This window comes from Acinetobacter sp. LipI_23 (genome assembly GCF_058243045.1).
In genome coordinates this window covers 3319791-3344392 of the sequence record NZ_JBZAYJ010000001.1, presented here as the reverse complement: position 1 = coordinate 3344392, position 24602 = coordinate 3319791, and the positions used below count along the sequence as shown (strand labels likewise).

Genomic DNA, 24602 nt, shown 5'->3' with positions numbered 1-24602 from the left:
AACGATGTGGCAAATGGGGTTAAACGCATGATGCAAGACAATGTAACCAAGTATCGCCGCTCTATCGCGATTTCTTATGTCTTCATGTTTTTGGCTTTGTTTACTGTGATTAGTGGCGCATTTTCCTATTGGTATGCCCGAAAAGTCACGCAAATTGATCATGCCGAAGTGTGGTTACAAGCGCAAGCACTCTGGGTCATGCGCAATATTGTGATTTATAGCATTTTGGCGTTATTTGCAGCGTTGTGGTTTATTCCTCTTATTTTCTTCACTTGGGACAGCGCATTATGGGTGACTGGATGCACGGTTGCAGGTGTGGTTTTTAGCTGTATTGCATTTCTCTTCCTTCTAAATGCATGGTTTAAAGGCCTGTCTAAATTTTTGAAAAATAAAGCAGTTTTCTAATTCTACTGATTTTTTTTCAAACACCCCCTTGTAAAACTTGGTTTGAACCCAATTTCAGACCACAGTTGAGTATTAAATAAATTCCGTGAGGAGCATCGCCAGACATGGCTAAACGTGATTATTATGAGGTTTTAGGTGTTGCTAAAACCGCTAGTGATGATGAAATTAAAAAAGCCTACCGTAAGTTGGCGATGAAATATCATCCGGACCGCAATCCTGACAATGCTGAAGCTGAAGAGAAGTTTAAAGAAGCGGCTGAAGCTTATGAAATTTTATCGGATAGCGAAAAGCGCAGCATGTATGACCGTATGGGGCATCAAGCCTTTGAAGGTGGTATGGGCGGCGGAGGCGGCTTCGGTGGTGGTTTCAGCGCAGAAGACATTTTCAGTCAATTCGGTGACATTTTCGGTGGCGCATTTGGTGGCGGCGGTGGTCGTGGTCAACAGCGTACACGTCGTGGTTCTGACTTACGTTATGTGATGGAACTGACGTTGGAAGAAGCTGTAAGAGGGGTGAAAAAAACCATTACTTTTACTGCACCAGCGCCATGTGAAACCTGTGACGGTAAAGGCTCTAAAAACCCGAATGATGTTGAAACCTGTAAAACTTGTCATGGTGCAGGTCAGGTTCGCATGCAGCAAGGTTTCTTCTCTGTACAGCAGACCTGTAGTACCTGTCGCGGTCAGGGTAAGATCATTAAGAACCCATGTAATACCTGTCATGGTTCAGGCGTTAAAGACCGTCAACAAACCTTAGAAGTGACGATTCCTGCGGGCGTCGACAACGGTGACCGCGTTCGTTTAACGGGTAAAGGCGAAGCGATTCGTGATGGTCAGTCAGGCGACTTGTACGTAGAAGTGGTGGTGCGTGAGCACGAAATCTTCCAACGTGATGGTGCAGACCTGTATATGGATGTGCCTGTGAGCATTGCCGATGCTGCTTTGGGTAAAGAAATTGAAATCCCGACACTCGAAGGTCGTGTGAGTTTGAAAATTCCTGAAGGCACACAAACGGGTAAAATGTTCCGTTTACGTGGCAAAGGGGTTAAACCTGTACGTACCAGTATGCAAGGTGACTTACTCTGCCGTATCGTGATTGAAACGCCAGTCAACTTAACAGCACGTCAACGTGAACTGTTGAAAGAGTTACAAGAAACTTTAGATGGAGATGATCACAAATCATCACCAAAGAAAAAGTCTTTCTTTGACCGACTGTTTGATTAATTGAATACGGTACGTCTGAATTGGTGTTGAAAAGAGCGGGAATATTTTCCCGCTTTTTTTATGTTATTGCGCTTCTGCGGGCAACTCAGGTTGATCGATCTCTTCAACCGATACCATTTCTTCGGCCATAGGTGCAGTGGCTGGTACTTGTTGCTCGGCCTGTGCTTTGGATGTGTGCTGGTGGTGATCTTTACCTGCGACAAACTTTCTAAGGTATCGCCCGCTTGAACAGCGGGTTCAGCCTGAACTTGTGCCCAACTGCCCCCAAAGGCCATCGCTAGAAAAAGTACCTTTGCTTTCATTCTATTTTCCTCATTTTAAAGTTGTTTTTAAACGCGAACCTAGTCTGCGTAAGATTGATTGCAAATTTGTGAAAAGCTGGAGAAATCATGTTTGAAAATAAAGCGATTTTTTCGATGAAAATGCCCAACAAACCTTAGTCTGTGCAATCAGTTTTGCTATAGTAAGAGCAATTTTGAAGCTAGATTAGGAATATGTTATGTCAGCAGCTCCACGCATTGGTGTCTTAGGTGCCGGCGGTCGTATGGGTCGCATCCTTATTCAAGCGGTACATGAAGCAGGCTATCAACTGGCTGCGGCAGTGGAACGCCCTGAAAGCTCACTGGTTGGTACAGATGCAGGTGAGCTTGCAGGTATTGGCAGCCTAGGCGTGAAGGTGGTGGGTAGTCTGGAAGTGGTAGTGAAAGATTGTGATGTGATCATTGATTTCACTGCACCAGTAGCGACCGTTCAGCATTTAAAAATTTGTCGTGAAGCTGGGGTGGCCATTGTCATTGGCACCACGGGCATGAATGACGAACAAAAAGCTTATTTGGATGACTCTGCGACTCAAACACCTGTGGTCTATGCAGCCAACTATTCTGTGGGGGTCAATGTTTCGATTAAACTGTTGGAATTGGCGTCTAAAGTCTTTGGCGACACAGTGGATATTGAAGTGATTGAAGCGCATCACCGTCATAAAGTCGATGCACCATCAGGCACAGCGTTGATGATGGGTGAGGCGATTGCGGGTGCTTTAGGTCGTGACTTGAAAACCGATGCAGTGTATTGCCGTGAAGGTCATACAGGACCCCGTGAGCGTCAAAGTATTGGTTTCCAAACCATTCGTGGCGGCGATATTGTCGGTGAACATACGGCTATGTTTATTGCTGATGGTGAGCGTGTTGAAATTACTCATAAAGCGACCAACCGTATGAACTTTGCTTCGGGTGCGGTACGTGCTGCGGCTTGGGTGGTAGGACGTGAAGCACGTAAATATGACATGAAAGATGTACTGGGTTTTAACGACATTCAAGTTTAAAAACCTGCTTCATTCGCCATAAAAACAAGATAAAAAACTAAAATAAGATGAAGAATAGAATGAAAAAAGTCATATATATGGCTTGTGTTGTTGCCGTGATGACGACAGCACAGGCCAAACCTATGGATCAAGCCAAACTCAGTATTCATAAAAATAATATTAAAGTTTGGACCTATCAAAATGCGCAAAACCCAGTCTTTTTATATAAGGCTGAAACCACGTTTGATGTGCCGATTGAAAAAGCAGTGTCATTGATCTTAGATGTTGACCATGCGGTGAAATGGGTGCCGTATATGGGCAGTGTGAAAGTCTTGTCGCGCGATGATAAAAAAGGCGAGTTTCAACTGTATATGGTGCTGGATTTTCCTTTTCCTTTAAAAGACCGCGACTTGGTGGTGCAGGGAAAAATGACCAAGGACAGTCAGGGCATTATTAGCATTAAAAATAAAGCGATTGATAAAAACATCCTTAAAAATCCAGATTATGTGCGCCTAAATCATTATGAGGGCGATTGGACCTTTCAGAAACTGGGATCAAATAAAGTCAAGGTTTCGACCTCAGGTTATGCTAACCCTGAGGGGTCGATACCACTGAAGTTTGTGAATATGTTTGTCCAACAACAACCCTATCAAATGCTGCAAAAAATGAAAAATCAATTGCTAGAACAAGAAGACACTCCTGCCCATTTACCAGCTGCCTTACGTTAATTTTAAAGACGAAGAAGCCTGCAATGCAGGCTTTTTATGTTTTAAAACTTAAGGCTGTTGATAAGCGCTCAGCAGCTCTAAGGTTGAAGCCTTAGGCAGGTCTAACTGGATTAAACTGAGCATGGCATGTCCTTCACCAGCGAGCGAGATCTTGAAGTTTTCAGCACTGCTTTGGTCACATTGGAACTGTAAATTTTTCTGGTGGGGCAAGTTCATCTGCATTTCACGTTCATTGTTCAACCGATATTGATAGGTTCGTTGGGTCGAGGTTTCAGTCAAGCTCGGCGCTAAACTTAAAAACTGATAATCAGTTAAATTTTGCGTTTTCAGAAACCCTTCAATCAGTGCTTTACAAATAAAATGCTGCTGTTGTACTTGCTGCGAAACATGTGGCAGTTGGCAAGCCGATAAGCTCAATAAGCAAAAGAGAGATATGATTATTTTTTTCATAAAAGTGCCTATTTATGGTTGTGAACGAATGACAGAAGCATAATTCTGTTGGCATAATGGATACAGATACATAAAAGTTAAAAAAATAGGTACAGATGAATGGCATTTCAGTATCAAAGCTTGGCTGCACAGTTGCTTGAAAAAATTCAAAATGCTGAATTACCCGCAGGGCAAAAGCTGTTGTCGTTACGCCAATTTGCCAACTTACAAAAGGTCAGCTTGAATACGGCCAAGAGCTGTTATGAACTACTCGAGTCGCAGGGGTATATTCATGTGAAAAATAAGTCTGGCTATTTTGTCAGTTATCAAAAAAATACCAGCCCATCTATTCCCGTACCACAGCATCCTGATTTTCAGTCTCAAGCCCGTGATATTTCTAACTTAGAGCTACAGTTGGAAATTCAACAGTCTTCCATTAATAGCCGTCTCATCCATTTGGGAGCGATTCAGCTTTCGCCAAAACATGTGCCTGTAGAAGCACTCCGCCGCTCCATTCAACGTGCTTTAAAACACAGTCAACCTGAAGATTTTTTATATAGCGATAAGCAAGGTCATATTCGCTTGCGGCAGGCCTTGTCTGAGCATTGGGCTGAAGATGGCTTTTATATTTCGCAGGATGATATCTACATCAGCAATGGCTGTATGCCTGCGTTGTCGGTGATGATCCAACACCTCAGCAAGGAAGGCGACAGCGTAATTGTACCAACCCCAAATTTTAATGGTCAGTTGCAAATGTTGGCGGGGTTAAAGCGAAAAATTATTGAAATTCCAGCCGATACCCAAGGCTTTGATCTTGAACGTTTAGAGCAGGTCATGCAAAGTTCAGGCGCAAAAGCGTGCTTACTCACGGCCAATTATCAAAATCCCTTGGGGTTTTGCTTAAGCAATGCAGAAAAAGAAAAAATTGCACAACTGGCGGCGCGCTATCAGTGCTATGTGATTGAAGATGATATTTATGGTGAATGTAGTTTCAGTTCGAGTCGTCCGTTGCCGATTAAGTATTGGGATCAGCAGGGTTATGTGATTTTCTGTGGTTCGGTTTCCAAGTCACTTTCAACTGCGTATCGGGTAGGTTGGTTTTGTATTCCGCAGCGCTTAGCGCATTTGAAGGCTACGTTATTGATGCAAAATATTACAGTGAATACACCCTTGCAGTTGGCACTGGCCGATCTCATTTATAGTCGTGCTTATCGGGAGCATTTACAGCAGTTAAAGCCGATTTTGAAACAGCAAGTTGAGCAATACCGACACATGATTCAGCATGCCTTTAACGGAGTTGAGTTACGTATCAATCAACCCTTAGGTGGTTATGCGCTGTGGTTACAGCTACCCGAGTGTATCGATGGTTTAGATATGTACTATTTTGCTCAGCAGCACGGTATTAATATTGTGCCAGGCGAAGTCTTTGGTGAAGGGCAGCGTTATAAAAACTGTATCCGCCTCAATGCAGGTCATGAAATTTCAACAGATATTCGCGCAGCGGTCACCTTGTTGGCCGATTGGGTGAAAGCGCAACTCAGCAGTTCGACGTTGGTCAAACAAGCGGTATAAAAAAAGCGCCTGTTTTTAGGCGCTTATGGATTAAAAATCGGCTTTGAGGACGATCCGATAGCGGGCTTTTCCAGAATGTAACCGTTCCAGTGCTTCATTCAACTGTGACATAGGATACAGTTCAATTTGTGGCGCAATGTTTTTACGTGCAGCGAATTTGAGTAGCTGCCGTAATGCAGCAGGGGAGCCAGTGGGTGAACCCGTGATAGATTTTGCTCCAGCAATCAGACTACCTGCATGAAACTTGATGGGCTCAAGGGGCAAGCCTAGCAGATGGATCGTGCCATTCGGTGCCAGCGTACTGATATAGGCAGGCCAATTGAGCGTGACATTCACCGTACTGAGCAATAGATCGAATTTGCCTCGCTGGGTTTTAAGCGCATCCACATCACGGCTATTCACCACATGATCTGCGCCCATGGCCTTGAGCTCGTCAGTTTTGTCGAGGTTCGAGGTGAACGCCGTGATTTCACAGCCCCATCCTCGAAGTAGCTTAATGGCCATATGCCCTAGACCACCAATCCCAATTACCCCGACATGGTGAATGGCTTGAATTTGGTGTTTTAAAATCGGATCAAAAACGGTAATACCGCCACACAATAAAGGACCCGCTGACTCAGGATCCAGCTCTTCAGGTAAAGGAATAATCCACTGCCAACCTGCGCGAACTTTGTCAGCAAAGCCACCTGCATGACCGACGATGGTTGCTGTTGACCCACCTGTACAGAGCACTTGTTGACCCGATACACAGGGGTCACAGTGTTGGCAGCTTTCTGCCGTCCAGCCAATACCGACGCGCTGTCCAAGTTTAAGCCCTTTGGCTTCGGAGCCTAAGCGACTGATGGTGCCAATAATTTCATGACCAGCGACAACGGGATAGACCGAAGAGTTCCATTCATTGTTAATGACCGAAACATCGGAATGGCACAATCCACAATATTCGACTTGGACTTCGACCTGATGTGGTTGCAGTTCACCCGCATCGAATTGATAGGGTTGTAGCGCTGCGCCTGCTTGCATTGCTGCATAGGCACGAATGGTATTATGCGTCATATTCGAGATCCTTATTTTCCTGTTTTTTATGTACTTTTATTTAAAATGACAGCTGTTTTCATGATCATTGACCATACCAACCGCTTGCATAAAGGCATAGCAGGTGGTGGGTCCGACAAATTTAAAACCCTGTTTTTTTAAGGTTTTAGACATATTTTGGCTTTGAGGAGTCTGTGCAGGTGCTGTACGGTAGTCCGGGACATCATTGTTGATTGCGTGTTGCTCGACAAAGTTCCAGAGCCACTCAACGGGGTTGATGCCTTGTTGCTTTAGGGCTTGCCATGCAAGCGCATTGTCACGTATGGCGGTCAGCTTCCCGATATGGCGAATTAAGCCGATATCTTGGACTTTTTCGGCTAAATCTGTATCAGTCAAAGCCGCAATCTGTTCAATGGAATATTGAAAAAACTGGCGATGATAATGTTCACGCTTTTTCAGGACGGTAATCCATGACAGCCCCGCTTGTTGACCTTCGAGGCAGAGCATCGCAAATAACTGCTTTTCATCATGTAGTGGTTTACCCCACTCATGATCATGGTAGTCGATGTAAAGTGGGTCTGAGGAGCACCATCCGCAGCGTTGAGTGGTCATGAACATGCTCCTGATCTTTTTATAGGGTAAAAGGTGCCCATTGGTCGTGTTGATTGTCCCAATAAAACAATTGGGCGTGTTCGAGGTCGGAAAAGTTAATCCAAACATCTTTTCCTGTTTTTTCAGCAAATCCAGTACTGATTAAAAGCGCATCTTCGGTAATTTCCATGATCCAACCTTGGTGGTTTTCTCCAGCCAAAATGATTTTTTGTTGATTGCCTGATTCAGCAAATTCGACCAGACGGTTGATCAACGCTTCTGACATGAAAAATTCCTAAAGTTAACGTAAATAAGGATAGGGATTTACTGCACCACGGCCTTTACCTTGTAAATAAAGTCCATAATGCAAATGTGGGGCTGTGTGCCGTGCATTGCCTGTATTGCCGACATAGCCGATCAGGTCGCCTTTTTTGACATAGTCGCCGACACTTAAGCCGCGTTTATGGTCATCAAGATGAGCATAGTAATGCCAAGTGCCTGCTGGCCCCATAATCCAAACCACTTTACCACCCAAATTGTTATTGCGTAAGTCTGCAACGAGACCTTCTGTGGCAGAAAAAACTTTTGTTCCACGTGGAGCCAGAATGTCGATGCCTTCATGCGTCCGTCCGCTACTGCGAGACGCTCCCCAAGTATCTGTGAGTCCATGACGTTTAATGCCTTGAACGGGTACAGGCAGCTGCTTAGCTAAACGCATGTTTTTCAGCTGTTGGACCTGTGAGGCAGGTAATTGGCTTCCACTCGGCGCAGGCGGCGTGGTACGGCAAGCTGCGAGTAACAGAATCACAAAACTTAAACTGGCAAGCGCAGAAAGGCGAGGCAAACAATAATGCACGAACAATCCTTTATTATTTCAGTGATCTAATTTTAAAGTGTCAGGGTGAACCCAATGCATTACCCAACTATGTCACAGTTGAATTGCCGAGATCAATTTTTTCATCGCAGTTGGGATGCCCATTTCTGTGACGTTTTGTATGTCTAGCCATGTGCTGGCCAATTCTATACTTAAATGTTCGAGTTGATCGGCATCGACTTCAAAGCAAAGCGCTTCCAGTTGCCAAGTGAAATGGGTGAAACTATGCGAAATTTCAGCGCGTTGCGAGACTTGTTTCAGTCCTAGACTTTGGCACAGTTGCGTGAGTTCATCACGATTTTCAAAAATGGGTAAACACCATAAACCGCCCCACAATCCACTATTGGGACGCTGTTGCCACAGCCATTGATTGTGATGGCGCAGCACCAAAATTTGGGCAGACTTCACAGGTACAGCTTTCTTGGGCTTTTTAAAAGGCAATTCAGTTTCTAGCCCTTGCGCATGGGCCTTACAGTGTTGTTGCATTGGGCAATATAAACACAGCGGTTTTTTAGGGGTACAGACGGTTGCCCCCAAATCCATGATGGCTTGGGTATAGTCGTGGTTACGTTCAGTTGGACAGAGTTCAGTGGCCAGTTGCCACATGCTGCGTTCATGCACAGGTTTGCTTAGATCATCCTCAATGGCAAAAAAGCGTGCGAGCACGCGTTTTACGTTGCCATCCATAATGACGCCGTACTGACGTAAACCCAAAGACATCAGTGCACCTGCGGTAGATGGACCAATGCCTGGCAGTTCAATCCAGTCCTCTAAAGTTTGAGGAAAGTGTCCCTGACGTGCCACAACCCCTGCGGCTTTATGTAGATTACGTGCACGGGCATAGTAGCCCAGACCCGCCCAGTAAGGTGCGACCTCATCCCATGATGCTGTCCCTAAAGCTGCAACCGTTGGGAAGCGTTCGATAAAACGCTCGAAGTATTGCAGCACTGTTTTGACTTGGGTCTGTTGCAGCATAATTTCAGACACCCAGACTTTGTAGGGATCATCGGCCACTTGCCATGGCAGGTCATGTCGACCATGAACATCGAACCAAGTCAGTAACGCATCTGAAAAAGAGAAAGGAGACATCTGAGGCACAAGCAAAAAATTCGGCTTAGTATAACGGAATGTCTTTTCTGAGCCTGATTTTTTGCGCAAAAAAAATGGCGCTTACGCGCCATTTAAAACCATAAAAACTTAGTCTTGCGTCATGCCCCAACGTGCATCGAGTTTTAGCTCTTGGTCTTTGTAGCGTGGAATAATATGGATATGTAAGTGTTCAGACACATTCCCAAATATTTCACCATCATTAAAACCAATATGAAAGCCTGAAGGTTGATGACGCAATTGGAGTTCATTGCGTGCCAGTTCTAGCAAAGACATTAAACTTTTACGTTCTTTGTCGGTAATGTCAAAAAATGAGCTCACATGACGTAGAGGGATAATGACACAGTGACCTTTAGACAATGCATTGGGTTCGGGCAAAATTACCCCAAAGTCATTTTTATCAAGCACGTCATATTCATCAAAATTACAATATTGGCAGTGGGTCTCAGTCATTGTTATCTCCTCTAAAATCTAATTATGTATCCTGTTGGATCTGAAAAATCAAATAGTTGAATTCTCAGCTCTAGTTAAGCACTGAGATTGCGTTCTAGCAAGTCATACATTGCATCTAGCCCTTGTCTTTCTGCTTCTGGGTTATAGCCCAAGTCTACGCCATTGGCTTTGGCACGCTCATCGGCCAATGGATTGCTAAAACCGTGCTTCGCATTTTCAAAAATGATGACTTCATGGTCCACTTTTGCCGCATGCATTTCTTCACGGAAGCTGGCAACATCATCCAAAGTAACCATGCTGTCTAACTCACCATGTAAAACTAAAATTTCACCCTGAATTTGACCTTCGACCGCAGGGGCTTTCGGTGCCAATGTGGCGTGGAAAGTCGCCACTGCTTTAAGCGGTGCACCTGAGCGAGCTAAGTCTAAAACCACTTTACCGCCATAACAAAAACCAATCGCCGCCAGTTGAGTGGGATTCACTTCAGGCTGGGCTGCAAGCGTATCTAAACCTGCTTGCGCACGGTTGACGATGGTGTCTGCATCGGCAAAAGTTTGCATCATCCATTCATAGGCTTGTTTGGCATCTGTGGTGACATTTTTGTCGCCGTACATATCAATCGCCAGTGCGGCATAACCGTGTTCAGCCAGTTCGCGAGCACGTTGTTCAGTATATTCATTTCGGCCCCACCATTCGGGTGCAACGATGATACCTGCATGCGGTGTTTGAGAGCTTGGTGCTGCAAAATAACCAACTAAGCGTTGTCCATCGGCGGCGTTATATTGAATTTCTCGAGTTTGAATACTGATTGTCATGCTCAAATCCTGATAGATGATCTGCTCTGATTAAAGCATAAAAACTTTTACAAGGATTTGAAAAATATTCCAATGTATATGAGAAGTGTGAGAAATTATTTTTAAAGGCACACATAAAAAAAAGAAGGATCTGAATCCTTCTTTTTTTTTATTAATAGTCGCGTACTTTAGACTTTGCCACGGGATAAAAATCCGACAATCGCAAGAATCACAGCAATCACCAATAAAATAATCGCAAAGTCTTTGGATAAACCTGCTACGCCGCCAAAACCAAGTAAGCTTGCAATCAGTGCAATCACTGCGAAGATAATCGCCCAACGAAACATAATTTTTCTCCATAGATGTTCTTATTTATTACTCTATTAGTATAGAAACAAGGTTCGGACACATTGTGTTGCTTTTGTTTAAAAAGTGTTCTGTTTGTATTTTAAGTTTATGAATATGATGTAAATATTGACACTTTAGATAGCTCTGAAAGCCATGTGACTATAGGTTATAATAGTGCATTCAGTTTTATTGGCAGTGGTTATGTCCAACGAATTAAGACCAGAGTTTTGGAAGCATTATACGCTCACTGAGCTAAGCTCAGCAGAGTGGGAAGCGTTATGTGATGGTTGTGGTCTGTGCTGTCTGGTGAAACTTGAAGATGAAGAAAGCCAAGAAGTCGCCTATACCAAAGTGGCCTGTAAACTGCTGGACTGTCAAACGGCCAGTTGTCGGGATTATCCGAACCGAAAGCAGCATGTGCCCGATTGTATCCAGCTCACGCCCGAACTTTTAGACACGATTCATTGGTTACCACCGAGCTGTGCTTACCGTCGTCTGCATGAAGGTAAAAATTTGCCCAGATGGCATTATCTGAACACGGGCTCACGTCAAAGTATTCTGAAAGCGAAAAAGTCTGCGGCAGGACGCTGTATTTCTGAAGAAGAGATTCAGGATGATGACATCGAAGACTATATTGTGCGTTGGGTTCGCTAGTCGATAAAAGCACAATCAAATTGCATGAAAAGCTTGTGTCATTTGCCTGAATTTGCCATAACATAAGCATTCGATGAACGCATGATAAGTCCTAGCCCTATGTCCGATAGCAATATTCCACTGCCTGAACGTTTACGCCCGCGTGATTTATCTGAAATTATTGGGCAGGATCACTTATTGGGTGAGCAGGCACCGCTCCGCCAAATGATCGATCAAGGGCATTTGCCATCGATTATTTTTTGGGGGCCGCCAGGCGTGGGGAAAACTACGATTGCTTTACTGCTGGCGCAAGCGATCGACCGACCATTTGTCAGCTTATCTGCACTCAATACGGGTGTTAAAGAGCTCCGTGAGATCATTGCTGATGGCGGAGATTTAATGCCACCTGTGGTGTTTATTGATGAAATTCATCGCTTTAACAAATCACAGCAAGATGCCTTACTGAATGCTGTGGAGAAAGGCAAAATTACCCTCATTGGTGCCACCACCGAAAATCCTTCTTTTGAAGTCAACAGTGCGTTGTTGTCGCGTTGTCAGGTCTATACCTTAAATGCGCTCGATGCCGATGCGATTCAAACTTTATTACTGCAAGCGATTAAGAACGATCCATTTTTAAAAGAGCGTTATATTCAAATTGAAGAATTTGAAGCACTGGTGCAGTTTGCCGCAGGTGATGCCCGCAAAGCCTTGAATTTAATTGAACTGATTGCGGGCACCTTCGAACCTGACGTTGAAAATATCGTGACCAATGCAATGGTGGTCAAAGTTGCACAGCAAAATATCGCCCGTTATGACAAATCGGGTGAGCAGCACTATGATTTGGTGTCAGCTTTTATTAAGTCGATTCGGGGGAGTGATCCCGATGCCACCTTGTATTGGATGGCACGTATGCTCAAAGGCGGTGAAGATCCTGTTTTTATTGCCCGTCGGATGTTGATTGCAGCCTCTGAGGACATTGGCAACTCAAACCCCAATGCACTGCTGCTGGCTGGAGAATGCTTCCGTTCTGTTCAAGCGGTGGGCATGCCAGAGTGTCGAATTATTCTTGGGCAGTGTGCGGTGTATTTGGCGACCAGTGCCAAAAGTAACAGTACTTATCTTGCGATCAACAAAGCTTTGGATTTGGCTGAGAAAACAGCGAATTTACCTGTGCCGTTGCATTTAAGAAATGCTCCGACCAAGTTGATGAAAGAGCAGGGCTATGGCGTCGACTACTTGTATCCGCACAACTATCCAGAGCATTTTGTGATGCAAGAATATTTACCCCCTGAGCTCAAAGGGAGCAAACTGTATGAGTCGGCACGCAATAAGCGTGAGGTTGAGGGTGAGCGTTTACAGCAACGCCGTTGGCAACAAGAGCAGCAACAGCAGCAGTAATAAAAAAGCCTGATGAAAAAATCAGGCTTTTGTTTTTTGAGGCTTAGGATTTAGTCACATTCATTGAGCAGTTTTTTCTTTAAGCACTGTAGCGTTTTATGTTCCGATGTGCGTATTCATCAATTTTAATGCCGCAGGTAACACAGCGGCTAATAAAGCGATTGCCATTGTGATGTTAAAGCTCAAGGCAAAGCGCAGTTTCATCAGATATTGGCGTAAGAAAAGACCACCGACTGCCCAAACCCCGACACATGGAATGGAAACTACCATTAAAATCAGGGCCGCATAAAGAATATCACTGACATGAGGGTTTAAAGCAAAATAAGTGGCAATGGTGCTGATGGAGATAATCCACGCTTTGGGATTGACCCACTGAAAAAGAGCCCCTTGTAGAAAACCCATCGATGGTTTTTGTTCTAATTCGATGTTGAGTGGCCCACTGGACGCGATTTTCCATGCGAGCCACAGCATATAAGCCGTGCCGATTAAACTTAAAATAAATTGGAGCTGGGGCAGGGCCAGAAACACTTGATTTAACCCGATGCCGATGGCGAAGAGTTGCACAGCCACACCAAAGGCAATGCCTAAAACCAGAGGTAGGGTTTTACTGATGCCAAATCGTGCACCAGACAGCATGACCAGTGCATTATTGGGCCCAGGCGTGCAGGTCATTACGACACAGAACAGCAGATAAGAGACAAACAATGAAGCGTTCATAAAGGGGGTGGAGTAATCAAATAACTATCATTTTATTGTTGATCTATCACAATTTGGTTGTATATTGATCGTTAATACTGAGTTTTATGCAATAAATGATTGAATTAGATCGATTAGACCGAAAAATATTGTGTGAGCTTGAGCGCGATGCACATTTAACCAATATTAAACTGGCAGAACGCGTGGGTTTGTCACCTTCGGCCTGTTTACGACGCGTGCAAGAGTTAGAAAGAATTGGTGTGATCCGAGGCTATAAAGCGGTGATTGACCGTTCGCTTTTGGGTGTTGGTTTAACGGTTTATGTGACCATTGGGCTGTCTTGTCACTCAAAAGAAAGCTTGAGTCAGTTTGAGGATGTGATCACTGCAACGGATGAAGTCACAGAATGTCATACCATTACAGGCTCGGTCGAGTATTTGCTCAGGGTTGAAGTGGCAGACATTAAGTCTTATAAAAAGTTTCATACCGATGTTTTAGGAACGATTCCATCCATTAGCTCGATCACCAGTTTTTTGGTGATGGATACCACTAAAAATCGATACACCAATCTATAAAAGCTTAGGTGGAAAGGTAAAAAAACCGAGCGAAATGGCTCGGTTTTTTATCTGAATGCATATAGTTTCGAGGGATCATATCAAACGAGGCGCTTTATCTTTTTAACTAAGCATTGAGTGTTGAATCATTGCTGCACCAAGCTCTTGAAGACTATTCAATTATTTAAAGTTACCCTCTAAAAACTGTTGCAGGCGTTCACTTTTGGGGTGAATCAAAACTTCTTTTGGATCACCTTGTTCTTCAACTTTGCCTTGATCTAAGAAAATGACATGGTTGGACACATGGCGTGCGAAGCCCATTTCATGGGTGACCACAATCATGGTTCGGCCTTCTTCAGCCAAACTTTGCATCACTTTCAACACCTCACCCACCAGTTCAGGATCTAGAGCACTGGTCGGTTCATCAAACAACATCACTTCCGGCTCCATTGCTAAGGCGCGGGCAATTGCGACACGCTGTTGTTGTCCTCCTGACAAAAAAGACGGATATTTCTTTTCGACACTTTCTGCGAGCCCAACTTTTCTTAAATATTTTCGTGCACGCTCTTCCGCCTCACTCCGCTTTAGTCCCAAGACATGAATGGGTCCTTCAATAATATTTTCTAATACCGTCATATGCGACCATAGATTGAAATGTTGAAAGACCATCATCAGTTGGGTGCGCATTTTTTGCAGTTGTTTGGGGTTTGTGGCTTTAAGATCGCCATTTTTATCTAAAGTGGTCTCTAACTGTTCGCCATTGAGCTGAATGCTACCTTGGCTTGGTTGCTCTAGAAAATTGATGCAGCGAAGAAAGGTGCTTTTACCTGAACCCGAGGAACCAATAATGCTAATCACATCACCTGCATGTGCCTCTAGTGAAACCCCTTTTAAGACTTCATGATCGCCAAAACTTTTACAAAGGTCTCGAATCACCAGTTTTGCTGAATGTTCCATTGTTTCTCCTAATGATTCGATGGCTTTAAAAACGCCAGCCAGCGTTGTTCCAATTTACGAAAGATCCAAATGAGGATAAATGCCAGACAGGCATATAGCACAGCGGCAATGCCAAAGGCATCAAACGTGGCATAAGTGGCAGCATTGACATCTCGTGCAATTTTGAGAATATCAGGCACGGTTGCAGTGAAGGCAATGGTGGTTGCATGCAGCATCAAAATGACTTCATTGCCATAAAACGGCAATGCTCGGCGTAGCATCGACGGAATAATAATACGGGTATAGCGTTTCCAAGGCGACATTCCAAAGGCTTTTGCTGCCTCAATTTCGCCGTAGGGAATCGAACGTATGGCCCCTGCAAAAATTTCAGTGGTATAAGCTGCTGTATTGAGTGCAAACGCTAAAATGGTGCAATTAAGCCCCTCTCTAAAAAACTCATCGAGCCGTTCATGGGCATGGACAAATTCAAGGCTATAAATCCCAGTATAAATAATCAGTAGCTGCACATATAAGGGCGTACCACGGAAAATATAAGTAAAAAACCAAACAGGTCCACGTACAAAAGCATGCTCAGAAACTCGAGCAATTGACAAAGGCACAGCCAGAACAAAACCAATCGCAATCGATAAGACCAGTAGCCATGCGGTCATGGCGACCCCAGTCATTTGAAAACCATCGGTCCACAGATAGGACTGCCAGTATTGTTGAATAATTTCAATCATAGTTGTCCCTTTTTCACACCAGCAGAATAACGACGTTCTAGCCACATGAGAATCAAATTCGAAAGGGTGGTAATGGCCAGATAAATGATGGCTGCAACAATACTGAAATAGAACACTTGCATGCTGCTTCGACCTGCATCTTGGGTAATTTTGACGATGTCGGTCAAACCAATTAAGGACACCAAGGCAGTGGCTTTAATCAGGACTTGCCAGTTATTGCCAATTCCTGGTAAGGCAAAACGCATCATTTGTGGAAAGAGGACACGCCTGAAGACTTGAAATGGGGTCATGCCATAGGCATATGCAGCTTCAAGTTGACCTTTGGGGACGGCTTGAAATGCGCCACGGAAGGTTTCCGTAAAATAGGCCCCATAAATAAAGGCTAAAGTAATCACCCCTGCCACAAAGGGATTGATGTCAATTTGCTCCATATGGATCGATTCGGTAATCGAGTTCAATCCAAGTTGCAGGCTATAGAACAACAACAACATGATCACCAGATCAGGAACACTACGAATGAGCGTGGTATAGAGGGTTGCAACATGACGTAAGATTTGAATACGAGAGAGTTTGGCACTTGCCCCAAACAATCCAATAATGATCGAAAGTAGCAGTGATAACAAAGCAAGCTGTATGGTCATCCAAGTGCCACTGAGTAATACGGGACCATAGCCAGACAGAAACATACTCAGTTTCTCCGAGTAAAAATATAAAATTTTATAAATCAGCAGTATCTAAAAAGTGTCGGTGGTGAACCGACACTCTATAAATTAATAAATGCTGAAGGAGAAGTATTTTTTCTCGAGTTTCTTATAGGTACCGTCGGCAATAATTTCAGCTAACGCTTTATCAATATTCTTTTTAAGATCGACATCTTCTTTACGTAAGCCGATTGCAGCCCCTACACCGAGTGTTTTGGCATCGACCACATTATTGCCTGCAAAAGCAAAGCCTTTGCCTTTCGCCGATTTTAGGAAACCAGCATCGACCATAATCGCATCTTGTAATGTTGCATCTAGGCGCCCCGAAACCATGTCTTGGTAAAGCACGTCTTGGTTTGGATAAGGAACCACATTCACACCCTTAGGTGCCCAATAGGCTTTTGCATAGCCTTCTTGAATGGTGCCTTGTTGTACACCCACACGTTTGCCTTTTAAAGAGGTTGGTGTAGGGAGTAAAGGAGAACCTTTCTTTGCAACCATACGGGTAGGCGTGTTGTAAATTTTATTACTAAATGCGATTTGTTTTGCGCGATCCGTAGTGACCGTCATTGAAGACAGAATACCGTCGAATTTCTTCGCTTTGAGCGCAGGAATCATCCCATCAAAGGAATTTTCTACCCAGACACATTTGGCTTTTAATTTGGCACAAATGGCATTGCCTAAGTCGATGTCAAAACCGACCAGCTTATTGTCTGGTGTTTTATATTCAAAAGGTGCATACGCAGATTCTGTGCCAAAACGAATGGTTTTCCATTCTTTTGCTTGGACAGTACTGCTTAGTGCTACGGCTACGAATGTAGTGGAAAGTAGTAATTTTTTTTGCCAGTTTTTCATTTTAAATATAGCCATCCATAAAAAATCAAATCTAGGAAATAAGACGAAGATAGAACTTACCCTACTGAGTACTTTTGAATAAAAGCAACATCTATACCAGCTTTCGGCTCTTAGGAGATCGATGGATCTTGTCGCCATGAGAGATGAGGAAATAAGGGTATTTTTTCGGTTGGAATAATTTTTATCTGAGAACGTCCTGTTCATATGTTTTTATCATATTAAAAAATGAAGTTGAGACATAGCTGAAATATACCTGAAGTCTTGTGCGCTATGACGTACAGGATTGTTGATTTTTTAACAGTGGCTCAGTGTTTTACAAGACTATTTTTCAGTGTTGAATAGCTCACAAATAAACTGAAGTACTGTAATAGCTATGGAGCTGAAAACAAAAAAACCGAGCGTTTAGGCTCGGTTTTCTTGAATCTGTAATTGATTAGATATCAGAAAGGTCGATACCTAAACGTGCAGCAACTTCTTCATAAGCTTCAACCACACCGCCTAAACCTTGGCGGAAACGGTCTTTGTCGAGCTTTTTCTTGGTTTCTTTGTCCCATAGACGACAACCGTCTGGAGAGAACTCATCACCAAGAACAATTCGGTCGTGGAATACACCAAACTCAAGTTTGAAGTCCACAAGTAGCATGCCACCTTGGTCAAATAAGTTTTTAAGCACTTCGTTTACTTGGTAAGTGAGGACTTTCATTTGCTCAAGTTGCTCGGCAGTTGCCCAACCTAAAGCAATTGCTTGAGACTCATTGACCATTGGGTCACCAAGCGCATCATCTTTGAAAAATAATTCAAAAGTCGGCGGGGTTAATTCCTTACCTTCTTCTACACCTAAGCGACGGCATAAAGAACCTGCTGCATAATTACGAATTACACATTCAACAGGGATCATGCTGAGTTTTTTCACTAGAACTTCAGTTGGAGAAAGAAGTTTTTCAAAGTGAGTCTCAATGCCAGCCGCAGCCAATTTATCCATGATAAAGGCGTTAAAACGGTTGTTCACCTTACCTTTACGATCTAGTTGTTCGATCTTTTCACCATTGAATGCCGAAGCATCATCACGAAAGACTAAAATCAGGTGGTCTGCACTGTCTGTTTCATAGACAGATTTCGCTTTACCAGTATAGAGCAAGGTTTGTTTTAACATGAGGGAACCTTTTTCAAAAAAAAATGCCTAGTACGACTAGGCTGGCCAATTTTGGTAAATCTGGGTTAACAATTCTGTGGCTTTTTCAGGCGCTGCAAAACTGTTATCGGCATTGAACACAGCGAGGTTATTGCTGCTGCCGACCGCGGTTAGTCTTAACACATAGACCTGTTGATCGATTTTAATGGTTGCTTCATAACCATTTTTGCTTTGACCAACAATTTGATGGTTGAGGCTGCTGAGGGTGGCAAGCGTATATTGCCAAATTGTAGCAGAATTTCCCTCAATTTTGAGCAGCGGATTCTTATTTCCGTCAATAATCAATTGAGGGCGGCTCACAGCTGTATCAACTGTTTCCGTTGATTCTGCATTCGACATGACTTGAGCAGCTTGAGGGCGCGGCATTGCAAAACGGTTTCCGCGCTTATTTTCAAGTACAGGTGCATGTTCAAGAGCGAGCGCTTCAACCGTTGGAGCTGGATACAACGGCGTTGCAGGTCGAACCATAGAGCCTTCAGGGTACTTAAGAGGTTCTAAGGTTGCTGTTTCTTTATAGTCCAAACTACCGTTATTGACTGCAAGGGAACTACAACCCGCTAAACTGACAACTGAAAGTGCGAGAGTAAGACCTAAACTTAATTGCATATTGATGTGCTCTTTATTTAATGACACCCGCTGTTGTGAGTGCTTCACGGAGCGGTGTGCGATATTGTTCTGCAAGTGGTGTTAATGGTAAACGAATACCCGTTTCGATTAACTCCATTTCATGAAGTGCCCATTTCACAGGAATTGGGTTTGATTCGCAAAATAGAATTTCGTGTAAATTTGCAACTTGGGTATTTAGGTTTTCAGCTTGTTCAGCTTCGCCTGCCAGTGCTGCCGCACAAACATCGCTCATTTCTTTTGGGGCAACGTTCGCAGTCACAGAAATATTACCTTTTGCTCCCGACAGAATCAGTTGATAAGCCGTTGCATCATCACCTGAATAGACGGTCATCGCTTTGCCAGCAAGGCCTTCGAGCAGTGCTTGGCCACGAGGGACATCACCTGTGGCATCTTTAATGCCCACAATTTGAGGAATATCGGCCAAACGAATGACCGTTTCATTCGCCATATCGACACCTGTACGACCAGGTACGTTATACAGAATTTGAGGAAGATCAACAGCTTCAGCAATAGCTTTATAGTGTTGATATAAGCCTTCTTGAGTCGGTTTATTATAATAAGGGGTAACCAGAAGAGCAGCATCTGCACCGAGTTCTTTGGCTTCTTTCGTCAACTCGATGGCTTCACGCGTTGAATTCGCGCCAGTCCCCGCAATAATCGGGATACGTTTGTTGGCGACACGAATGATTTCTTTAATCACTTGTGTATGCTCTTTCATGCTTAGAGTAGACGCTTCACCCGTTGTACCGACAGCAACAATGCTATTTGTGCCTTGTGCGATGTGCCACTCAACGAGCTTCTCTAGACCCTTCCAATCTACGCTGCCATCTTCAAACATAGGGGTGACGATTGCGACAATTGAGCCTTGGATGGTCTGTGCTTGCTGAGTCATTTTAAAAAAATATCCTATTTGTCCATCCAGTTAGGCCAGAAAAACATAAGATTGGATGGGTGCGTATTTTAATTTATAGCATTTTCAAAGCGCTGATGCATTGAATAATGCTTATGCAAATTATGAACGAACACAACATGAAGAACAATATGCTTTAGTCAAAGTGTATAAAAACTTTATCTTTCGCTACAAAAATACAGCTTGTTCAAATGGTAGACAAAGAAATGCTTTTCATTTTGCATCTGAAAAGGGCATTTTGCATAACCTATGGCCGTGGATTGAGGTATTTAAAGAAAGAATCTCTTCATCTCAATCGAGCATTAGAAGCCGATCAAATTGAATATTGGGTTATAAGCTTCTATAAACGTCAGGATTTTGCATGATTATACGAGTTCTCTAAGTATGTGTGACATCGTCCTTTTAACGTTATAGATCAATGTCCAGTATTTTGTTCTATATTCTATCTTCGCTTCAATTTGCCACAATACCCATTGCACTCAAGGCTGCGGTCATTTAATTTTGACCCGCGAGGATGAATACTGTTTTATAAATTAAGCTATGCTTGGCCTTCGAGCGCAGAACTAAAAGGACAGAGAAGAATGCAGAAGAATATGGCATTGATTGTGGTGGATGTACAAAATGGTTTTACGCCTGGTGGAAATTTAGCGGTAGCAGGATCAGATCAAATTATTCCTAAAATTAATCAGTTGGCTGATTATTTTGACACTATTATACTCACCCAAGATTGGCATCCCGAAAATCATATTTCTTTTGCAGACAATCACCCCGATCAACAAGCCTTTCAAACGATTGAATTAGACTACGGCACACAAGTGCTCTGGCCACGTCACTGTGTACAAGGCACACAAGATGCTGAACTGCATCCTGATCTCGACCTTGCCAAAGCGCAGTTGATCATTCGTAAAGGATGTCATACTCACATTGATAGTTATTCTGCTTTTTTAGAAGCGGATCACAAAACCCAGACGGGACTCGCAGGCTATTTAAGAGAGCGTGGGATTGATACCGTGTTTATTGTTGGGATTGCAACTGACTTTTGTGTGGCATGGACGGCAATAGATGCCTGTAAACTCGGTTTTCAAACTTATGTGATTGCCGATGCCACCAAAGGCATTGATTTACACGGCTCTTTACAACATGCATGGCAAGAAATGCTAGCCCATGGTGTGAAACGTCTGTATTGCAAAGATATTGTGCATCAATATGCCGTGAACTGATGCGCCGAACCAATCGGTTCACCTCAATTACCAATATCGACATTATAAACACATGCAGTAGGGAAAGGTCATGGGCACTTTTTTAAAATTTACCGCTTGGATTCAAAAAACCTTTGCCCTGTGGGTGGTGTTATTTGCAGGCATTGCGCTCCTAAGCCCTGAAACTTTTGTCTGGATGAAGGCTTATATCACGTGGATGTTAGGGCTGATCATGTTTGGTATGGGCATGACCATGACACTGGAAGATTTTAAAGGGGTGATGCAAAGTCCTAAAGCGGTTGCAATTGGGGTAGCGGCTCAGTTTGTGGTGATGCCAAGCGTGGCTTATCTGCTGTGCTTATTATTTCGCTTGCCGACTGAAATTGCGATCGGGGTGATTTTGGTGGGTTGCTGTCCGGGTGGCACAGCATCTAATGTGATTACTTATATGGCGAAAGGCAATACGGCTTTGTCTGTCGCATGTACCACGGTATCGACCTTATTGGCGCCTGTGTTGACTCCCGCGATTTTCTATCTGTTGGCCAGCCAATGGATTGAAATTAATGCATGGTCGATGCTGAGTTCAATTTTGCAGGTGGTGCTGTTCCCGATTATTTTAGGGCTGGTGGTACGTGCCGTGCTGAAACAGAAAGTTGAAAGCTATATTTCGGTGATGCCCTTAATTTCTGTAGTGGCGATTGTGCTGATTGTGGCGGCTATTATTGGCGGCTCAAAAGCACAAATTTTAGAATCAGGCTTATTGATTTTAGCTGTGGTGGCATTACATAACGCGATTGGTTATTTACTTGGCTTTGCAGCAGCACGGATGTTTCACTTGCCACATACCGACTGTAAAGCGGTTTCGATTGAGGTCGGTATGCAAAACTCAGGACTAGGCGTGGCTTTGGCTGCCGTGCATTTTGCTGCTTCGCCAATTACGGCGGTACCCAGTGCGATCTTTAGTTTGTGGCATAACATTTCAGGGCCAATTTTAGCCAGTTATTGGGCCTCGAAAGCAGACGCCACAGCCAAGGAAAAAAGTGAAAAGGAACATATGTCGGTTTGAATACTGTACGCTGTTGCAGCTTTAAGCATAAAGTCAGGATGAATTTTCTATTTGGCATAAGGTTGTAACTAAACTGTCATAAAGACTACCTAACATCCCTGCCAAACACTTCATAACAGACTGTTGCAAACAGCATTGAGAGGGTATGGATAATTTTCAGCATTCATCGGCGACGTATTTTAACCGAGAGCTATCGTTATTTGAGTTTCATCAGCGGGTTTTAGCACAAGCATTAGATCCGAGTTTGCCTGTGCTGGAGCGCTTAACTTTTTTAATTATTTTTTCACGTAATTTAGATGAGTTTTTTGAAATTCGTATTGCAGGCTTGATGAAACAACGCGATATGAATGTGATAGCACGAACCCCTGATGCTGTTCCCACTGAAGTGATATTAGAAGATCTGTCCCAATCCATTCATCGTGCCGTCAAAAAACAGTTTGAAGTGTTAAATCATTCGATTTTGCCTGAGTTACAAGCGCAAGGTATTCAGTTCATCCAGTTCCAAGACATTTTAGAAAAACATAAAGCGTGGATTGCAGAATATTTTGCCAAAGAAATTCAACCCGTTTTGACCCCAATCAGCTTAGATCCGTCACACCCTTTTCCTCGCCTCGTGAATAAAAGCCTGAATTTCATTGTGAGTTTACAAGGTAAAGATGCTTTTGGACGAAGCATTGAGATGGCGATTGTCCCAGCGCCGCGCTCATTACCGCGTTTAATTCAGATGCCGAAAAACGTGGCAGGCAATACTGACACGCAGATTTTTTTAACCGCAATGATTCAGCAGCACATCAGCGATCTGTTTCCAGGGATGAAAGCCACGGGTTGTTATGCTTTTCGTGTGACGCGTAATGCAGATCTGATATTGTCGGAAGATGTTGATGATTTGGCGGTGGCACTGAAAGATGAGTTGTCGTCACGCCGTTTTGGTCGCGCGGTGCGTTTAGAAATCGAGGATGACTGTCCCGAAGCGGTGATTGATTATTTGCTCAAGGAGTTTGATTTAACTGAGCAGGAGCTTTATCGCATTGATGGGCCAATCAATCTTTCACGCCTCAGCACCAGTTGTGACCGACCTGAATTAAAGCATCCAGTTTTTATTCCAGTCATTCCCAAAGTTTTGCGTAAGCAAAAAAGTACCTTTGATACCTTAAAAGTACAGGATGTGTTGTTGCATCATCCTTTTGATTCTTTTCAGCCTGTGATTGGTTTATTAAAAGAAGCAGCGAAAGACCCAAATGTGCTGGCGATTAAACAAACGCTCTACCGCAGTGGGCCTGACTCTGAAATTGTACAGGTCTTGGCAGAAGCAGCACGAAATGGCAAGGAAGTCACAGCCGTGATTGAGTTGCGTGCGCGTTTTGATGAAGAGTCGAACATTACCGTGGCCAATATTTTGCAAGAAGCTGGGGCGGTGGTGGTGTATGGCATTGTCGGTTATAAAACCCATGCCAAAATGATTTTGATTGTACGCCGTGAAAATGCCCAGTTGATCCGCTATGCCCATCTGGGCACAGGCAATTATCATGCGGGCAATGCCCGTATGTATACCGATTATGGCCTGATGACTACACAACCTGATATTTGTGAAGATGTACACCGTATGTTCCAAGAGCTGACGGGAATGGGCAAAATGGCCAAATTGAAGGCGTTGTTACATGCGCCTTTTACGTTACACAGTGAACTGTTAAAACTGATTGAGCAAGAAATTCAGTTTGCACAAGCCGGTCAAAAGGCGCGTATCATCATTAAAGTCAATGCCTTAACGGAACCTCAGTTAATTGCTGCACTGTATCGTGCGTCTCAAGCGGGGGTTCAGGTCGATCTGATTATCCGTTCGATCTGCTGTTTGATTCCACAGGTCCAAGGCATGTCTGAGAATATCCGAGTGCGTTCGATTGTGGGCCGTTTTTTGGAACATACCCGCGTGTATTGTTTTGAGCATGGCGGTGAGAAAAAGCTGTACTGTGCCAGCGCAGACTGGATGGGGCGTAATTTATTTTCGAGGGTGGAAACCTGCTTTCCAATATTAGATCGCGCTTTGAAAAAGCAGATTTATAAAGACGGATTAATCAGTTACTTAAATGATTGTTTGAATGCTTGGGAGCTACAAGCTGATGGTCATTGGCTTAAAGTAGCTTGTACCGATCCAGAGCAAAGGTATAGTGCGCAGCAACATTTGATTGCGCAGAAACAACTTAAAATTTAACAGTTGTCATAAAAAAGCCTGACATGC

General features: G+C 43.7%; 29 protein-coding genes. 11 read left to right on the top strand and 18 right to left on the bottom strand.

The window, feature by feature from the left end; translation table 11 throughout:
• The first annotated feature begins 27 nt into the window (after nt 1-27).
• Both AC4CVD_RS16525 and dnaJ read left to right on the top strand, forming a co-directional pair.
• Entirely contained in the window at nt 28-405 is a 378-nt protein-coding gene (locus tag AC4CVD_RS16525) for a hypothetical protein (protein WP_004691852.1), read from the top strand.
• A gap of 104 nt (nt 406-509) precedes the next feature.
• On the top strand, nt 510-1628 hold the full coding sequence (gene dnaJ, locus AC4CVD_RS16520; RefSeq protein WP_005401440.1) for a molecular chaperone DnaJ: 1119 nt from the start codon (nt 510-512) through the stop codon (nt 1626-1628).
• Here the strand turns inward: dnaJ and AC4CVD_RS16515 are convergent.
• On the bottom strand, nt 1625-1930 hold the full coding sequence (locus AC4CVD_RS16515; RefSeq protein WP_490753457.1) for a hypothetical protein: 306 nt from the start codon (nt 1928-1930) through the stop codon (nt 1625-1627). The two genes, dnaJ and AC4CVD_RS16515, sit on opposite strands and share 4 nt — an antisense overlap.
• A 197-nt stretch (nt 1931-2127) precedes the next feature.
• Between AC4CVD_RS16515 and dapB the strand changes: the two genes are divergently transcribed.
• Both dapB and AC4CVD_RS16505 read left to right on the top strand, forming a co-directional pair.
• Entirely contained in the window at nt 2128-2949 is an 822-nt protein-coding gene (dapB, locus tag AC4CVD_RS16510; protein ID WP_178895716.1) for a 4-hydroxy-tetrahydrodipicolinate reductase, read from the top strand.
• Nucleotides 2950-3008: 59 nt separating this feature from the next.
• Nucleotides 3009-3656 carry an START domain-containing protein gene (locus tag AC4CVD_RS16505; protein WP_078425141.1) on the top strand — a complete coding sequence of 216 codons (648 nt, stop codon included), beginning with the start codon at nt 3009-3011 and terminating at the stop codon, nt 3654-3656.
• Nucleotides 3657-3704: 48 nt separating this feature from the next.
• On the opposite strand, the gene AC4CVD_RS16500 is transcribed toward AC4CVD_RS16505, so the two are convergent.
• Nucleotides 3705-4106, bottom strand: coding sequence for a hypothetical protein (locus AC4CVD_RS16500; RefSeq protein WP_178895717.1), 402 nt, complete (start codon nt 4104-4106; stop codon nt 3705-3707).
• 99 nt (nt 4107-4205) lie between these two features.
• Here AC4CVD_RS16500 and AC4CVD_RS16495 point away from each other — a divergent pair, with 99 nt between their 5' ends.
• Nucleotides 4206-5657, top strand: coding sequence for an aminotransferase-like domain-containing protein (locus tag AC4CVD_RS16495; protein ID WP_125273784.1), 1452 nt, complete (start codon nt 4206-4208; stop codon nt 5655-5657).
• A 30-nt stretch (nt 5658-5687) separates the two neighbouring features.
• On the opposite strand, the gene ahr is transcribed toward AC4CVD_RS16495, so the two are convergent.
• The 8 genes from ahr to AC4CVD_RS16455 all read right to left on the bottom strand — a co-directional run bounded on the left by ahr (nt 5688) and on the right by AC4CVD_RS16455 (nt 10855).
• Nucleotides 5688-6710, bottom strand: coding sequence for an NADPH-dependent aldehyde reductase Ahr (gene ahr / locus AC4CVD_RS16490; protein ID WP_178895718.1), 1023 nt, complete (start codon nt 6708-6710; stop codon nt 5688-5690).
• Nucleotides 6711-6746: 36 nt separating this feature from the next.
• Nucleotides 6747-7301: a DNA-3-methyladenine glycosylase I gene (locus tag AC4CVD_RS16485; protein ID WP_178895719.1), complete on the bottom strand. Its 555-nt coding sequence runs from the start codon at nt 7299-7301 to the stop codon at nt 6747-6749.
• A 19-nt stretch (nt 7302-7320) separates the two neighbouring features.
• Nucleotides 7321-7566: a hypothetical protein gene (locus tag AC4CVD_RS16480; protein ID WP_178895720.1), complete on the bottom strand. Its 246-nt coding sequence runs from the start codon at nt 7564-7566 to the stop codon at nt 7321-7323.
• A gap of 15 nt (nt 7567-7581) precedes the next feature.
• On the bottom strand, nt 7582-8124 hold the full coding sequence (locus tag AC4CVD_RS16475; RefSeq protein WP_178895795.1) for a M23 family metallopeptidase: 543 nt from the start codon (nt 8122-8124) through the stop codon (nt 7582-7584).
• A gap of 84 nt (nt 8125-8208) precedes the next feature.
• On the bottom strand, nt 8209-9243 hold the full coding sequence (gene mutY / locus AC4CVD_RS16470; RefSeq protein ID WP_178895721.1) for an A/G-specific adenine glycosylase: 1035 nt from the start codon (nt 9241-9243) through the stop codon (nt 8209-8211).
• A 108-nt stretch (nt 9244-9351) separates the two neighbouring features.
• The gene (locus tag AC4CVD_RS16465) at nt 9352-9714 is read right to left on the bottom strand and encodes an HIT family protein (RefSeq protein WP_114837612.1); all 363 of its coding nucleotides are present in this window, start codon (nt 9712-9714) and stop codon (nt 9352-9354) included.
• Between the two features lie 74 nt (nt 9715-9788).
• Nucleotides 9789-10535: a dienelactone hydrolase family protein gene (locus AC4CVD_RS16460; RefSeq protein ID WP_490753456.1), complete on the bottom strand. Its 747-nt coding sequence runs from the start codon at nt 10533-10535 to the stop codon at nt 9789-9791.
• Nucleotides 10536-10696: 161 nt separating this feature from the next.
• Nucleotides 10697-10855: a DUF1328 domain-containing protein gene (locus AC4CVD_RS16455; RefSeq protein ID WP_004647174.1), complete on the bottom strand. Its 159-nt coding sequence runs from the start codon at nt 10853-10855 to the stop codon at nt 10697-10699.
• A 202-nt stretch (nt 10856-11057) separates the two neighbouring features.
• On the opposite strand from AC4CVD_RS16455, the gene AC4CVD_RS16450 reads away from it, so the two are divergent.
• Both AC4CVD_RS16450 and AC4CVD_RS16445 read left to right on the top strand, forming a co-directional pair.
• Nucleotides 11058-11510, top strand: coding sequence for a YcgN family cysteine cluster protein (locus AC4CVD_RS16450; protein ID WP_178895723.1), 453 nt, complete (start codon nt 11058-11060; stop codon nt 11508-11510).
• Between the two features lie 99 nt (nt 11511-11609).
• Nucleotides 11610-12887 (top strand): replication-associated recombination protein A, encoded by a 1278-nt coding sequence (locus AC4CVD_RS16445; RefSeq protein ID WP_178895724.1) that lies wholly within the window; start codon nt 11610-11612, stop codon nt 12885-12887.
• 96 nt (nt 12888-12983) lie between these two features.
• On the opposite strand, the gene AC4CVD_RS16440 is transcribed toward AC4CVD_RS16445, so the two are convergent.
• Nucleotides 12984-13604: a LysE family translocator gene (locus AC4CVD_RS16440; RefSeq protein ID WP_178895725.1), complete on the bottom strand. Its 621-nt coding sequence runs from the start codon at nt 13602-13604 to the stop codon at nt 12984-12986.
• Nucleotides 13605-13699: 95 nt separating this feature from the next.
• Here AC4CVD_RS16440 and AC4CVD_RS16435 point away from each other — a divergent pair, with 95 nt between their 5' ends.
• A complete protein-coding gene (locus AC4CVD_RS16435) occupies nt 13700-14158 on the top strand; it encodes an Lrp/AsnC family transcriptional regulator (RefSeq protein WP_062032084.1) in 459 nt (152 codons plus the stop codon).
• Between the two features lie 159 nt (nt 14159-14317).
• Here AC4CVD_RS16435 and AC4CVD_RS16430 read toward each other — a convergent pair whose 3' ends face one another.
• The 7 genes from AC4CVD_RS16430 to dapA form a co-directional block, all read right to left on the bottom strand.
• A complete protein-coding gene (locus tag AC4CVD_RS16430; protein WP_178895726.1) occupies nt 14318-15094 on the bottom strand; it encodes an ABC transporter ATP-binding protein in 777 nt (258 codons plus the stop codon).
• Nucleotides 15095-15102: 8 nt separating this feature from the next.
• A complete protein-coding gene (locus AC4CVD_RS16425; RefSeq protein ID WP_004691821.1) occupies nt 15103-15816 on the bottom strand; it encodes an ABC transporter permease in 714 nt (237 codons plus the stop codon).
• On the bottom strand, nt 15813-16502 hold the full coding sequence (locus tag AC4CVD_RS16420; protein WP_178895727.1) for an ABC transporter permease: 690 nt from the start codon (nt 16500-16502) through the stop codon (nt 15813-15815). The genes AC4CVD_RS16425 and AC4CVD_RS16420 overlap by 4 nt, the downstream gene beginning before the upstream one ends.
• Nucleotides 16503-16586: 84 nt before the next feature.
• Nucleotides 16587-17372: an ABC transporter substrate-binding protein gene (locus AC4CVD_RS16415; RefSeq protein ID WP_058870557.1), complete on the bottom strand. Its 786-nt coding sequence runs from the start codon at nt 17370-17372 to the stop codon at nt 16587-16589.
• A gap of 433 nt (nt 17373-17805) precedes the next feature.
• Nucleotides 17806-18525: a phosphoribosylaminoimidazolesuccinocarboxamide synthase gene (gene purC / locus AC4CVD_RS16410; RefSeq protein ID WP_004691818.1), complete on the bottom strand. Its 720-nt coding sequence runs from the start codon at nt 18523-18525 to the stop codon at nt 17806-17808.
• 36 nt (nt 18526-18561) lie between these two features.
• The gene (locus AC4CVD_RS16405; protein ID WP_178895728.1) at nt 18562-19170 is read right to left on the bottom strand and encodes a lipoprotein-34 precursor (NlpB); all 609 of its coding nucleotides are present in this window, start codon (nt 19168-19170) and stop codon (nt 18562-18564) included.
• Nucleotides 19171-19183: 13 nt separating this feature from the next.
• Nucleotides 19184-20083, bottom strand: coding sequence for a 4-hydroxy-tetrahydrodipicolinate synthase (gene dapA / locus AC4CVD_RS16400; RefSeq protein WP_039890664.1), 900 nt, complete (start codon nt 20081-20083; stop codon nt 19184-19186).
• 599 nt (nt 20084-20682) lie between these two features.
• On the opposite strand from dapA, the gene pncA reads away from it, so the two are divergent.
• From pncA to ppk1, 3 genes are all read left to right on the top strand, one after another.
• Entirely contained in the window at nt 20683-21321 is a 639-nt protein-coding gene (pncA, locus tag AC4CVD_RS16395) for a bifunctional nicotinamidase/pyrazinamidase (RefSeq protein ID WP_178895729.1), read from the top strand.
• Between the two features lie 70 nt (nt 21322-21391).
• Nucleotides 21392-22366 (top strand): bile acid:sodium symporter family protein, encoded by a 975-nt coding sequence (locus AC4CVD_RS16390; protein ID WP_490753455.1) that lies wholly within the window; start codon nt 21392-21394, stop codon nt 22364-22366.
• 145 nt (nt 22367-22511) lie between these two features.
• Nucleotides 22512-24575, top strand: a complete 2064-nt coding sequence (gene ppk1 / locus AC4CVD_RS16385; protein ID WP_178895730.1) for a polyphosphate kinase 1 — start codon at nt 22512-22514, stop codon at nt 24573-24575.
• Nucleotides 24576-24602: the final 27 nt, after the last annotated feature.

Bases quoted from the DNA above. Each gene is read 5' to 3' on its own strand.
- AC4CVD_RS16525 (WP_004691852.1), top strand. From the start codon at position 28: ATGATGCAAGACAATGTAACCAAGTATCGCCGCTCTATCGCGATTTCT.
- dnaJ (WP_005401440.1), top strand. From the start codon at position 510: ATGGCTAAACGTGATTATTATGAGGTTTTAGGTGTTGCTAAAACCGCT.
- AC4CVD_RS16515 (WP_490753457.1), bottom strand. From the start codon at position 1,930: ATGAAAGCAAAGGTACTTTTTCTAGCGATGGCCTTTGGGGGCAGTTGG.
- dapB (WP_178895716.1), top strand. From the start codon at position 2,128: ATGTCAGCAGCTCCACGCATTGGTGTCTTAGGTGCCGGCGGTCGTATG.
- AC4CVD_RS16505 (WP_078425141.1), top strand. From the start codon at position 3,009: ATGAAAAAAGTCATATATATGGCTTGTGTTGTTGCCGTGATGACGACA.
- AC4CVD_RS16500 (WP_178895717.1), bottom strand. From the start codon at position 4,106: ATGAAAAAAATAATCATATCTCTCTTTTGCTTATTGAGCTTATCGGCT.
- AC4CVD_RS16495 (WP_125273784.1), top strand. From the start codon at position 4,206: ATGGCATTTCAGTATCAAAGCTTGGCTGCACAGTTGCTTGAAAAAATT.
- ahr (WP_178895718.1), bottom strand. From the start codon at position 6,710: ATGACGCATAATACCATTCGTGCCTATGCAGCAATGCAAGCAGGCGCA.
- AC4CVD_RS16485 (WP_178895719.1), bottom strand. From the start codon at position 7,301: ATGACCACTCAACGCTGCGGATGGTGCTCCTCAGACCCACTTTACATC.
- AC4CVD_RS16480 (WP_178895720.1), bottom strand. From the start codon at position 7,566: ATGTCAGAAGCGTTGATCAACCGTCTGGTCGAATTTGCTGAATCAGGC.
- mutY (WP_178895721.1), bottom strand. From the start codon at position 9,243: ATGTCTCCTTTCTCTTTTTCAGATGCGTTACTGACTTGGTTCGATGTT.
- AC4CVD_RS16465 (WP_114837612.1), bottom strand. From the start codon at position 9,714: ATGACTGAGACCCACTGCCAATATTGTAATTTTGATGAATATGACGTG.
- AC4CVD_RS16455 (WP_004647174.1), bottom strand. From the start codon at position 10,855: ATGTTTCGTTGGGCGATTATCTTCGCAGTGATTGCACTGATTGCAAGC.
- AC4CVD_RS16450 (WP_178895723.1), top strand. From the start codon at position 11,058: ATGTCCAACGAATTAAGACCAGAGTTTTGGAAGCATTATACGCTCACT.
- AC4CVD_RS16445 (WP_178895724.1), top strand. From the start codon at position 11,610: ATGTCCGATAGCAATATTCCACTGCCTGAACGTTTACGCCCGCGTGAT.
- AC4CVD_RS16440 (WP_178895725.1), bottom strand. From the start codon at position 13,604: ATGAACGCTTCATTGTTTGTCTCTTATCTGCTGTTCTGTGTCGTAATG.
- AC4CVD_RS16435 (WP_062032084.1), top strand. From the start codon at position 13,700: ATGATTGAATTAGATCGATTAGACCGAAAAATATTGTGTGAGCTTGAG.
- AC4CVD_RS16430 (WP_178895726.1), bottom strand. From the start codon at position 15,094: ATGGAACATTCAGCAAAACTGGTGATTCGAGACCTTTGTAAAAGTTTT.
- AC4CVD_RS16425 (WP_004691821.1), bottom strand. From the start codon at position 15,816: ATGATTGAAATTATTCAACAATACTGGCAGTCCTATCTGTGGACCGAT.
- AC4CVD_RS16420 (WP_178895727.1), bottom strand. From the start codon at position 16,502: ATGTTTCTGTCTGGCTATGGTCCCGTATTACTCAGTGGCACTTGGATG.
- AC4CVD_RS16415 (WP_058870557.1), bottom strand. From the start codon at position 17,372: ATGAAAAACTGGCAAAAAAAATTACTACTTTCCACTACATTCGTAGCC.
- purC (WP_004691818.1), bottom strand. From the start codon at position 18,525: ATGTTAAAACAAACCTTGCTCTATACTGGTAAAGCGAAATCTGTCTAT.
- AC4CVD_RS16405 (WP_178895728.1), bottom strand. From the start codon at position 19,170: ATGCAATTAAGTTTAGGTCTTACTCTCGCACTTTCAGTTGTCAGTTTA.
- dapA (WP_039890664.1), bottom strand. From the start codon at position 20,083: ATGACTCAGCAAGCACAGACCATCCAAGGCTCAATTGTCGCAATCGTC.
- pncA (WP_178895729.1), top strand. From the start codon at position 20,683: ATGCAGAAGAATATGGCATTGATTGTGGTGGATGTACAAAATGGTTTT.
- AC4CVD_RS16390 (WP_490753455.1), top strand. From the start codon at position 21,392: ATGGGCACTTTTTTAAAATTTACCGCTTGGATTCAAAAAACCTTTGCC.
- ppk1 (WP_178895730.1), top strand. From the start codon at position 22,512: ATGGATAATTTTCAGCATTCATCGGCGACGTATTTTAACCGAGAGCTA.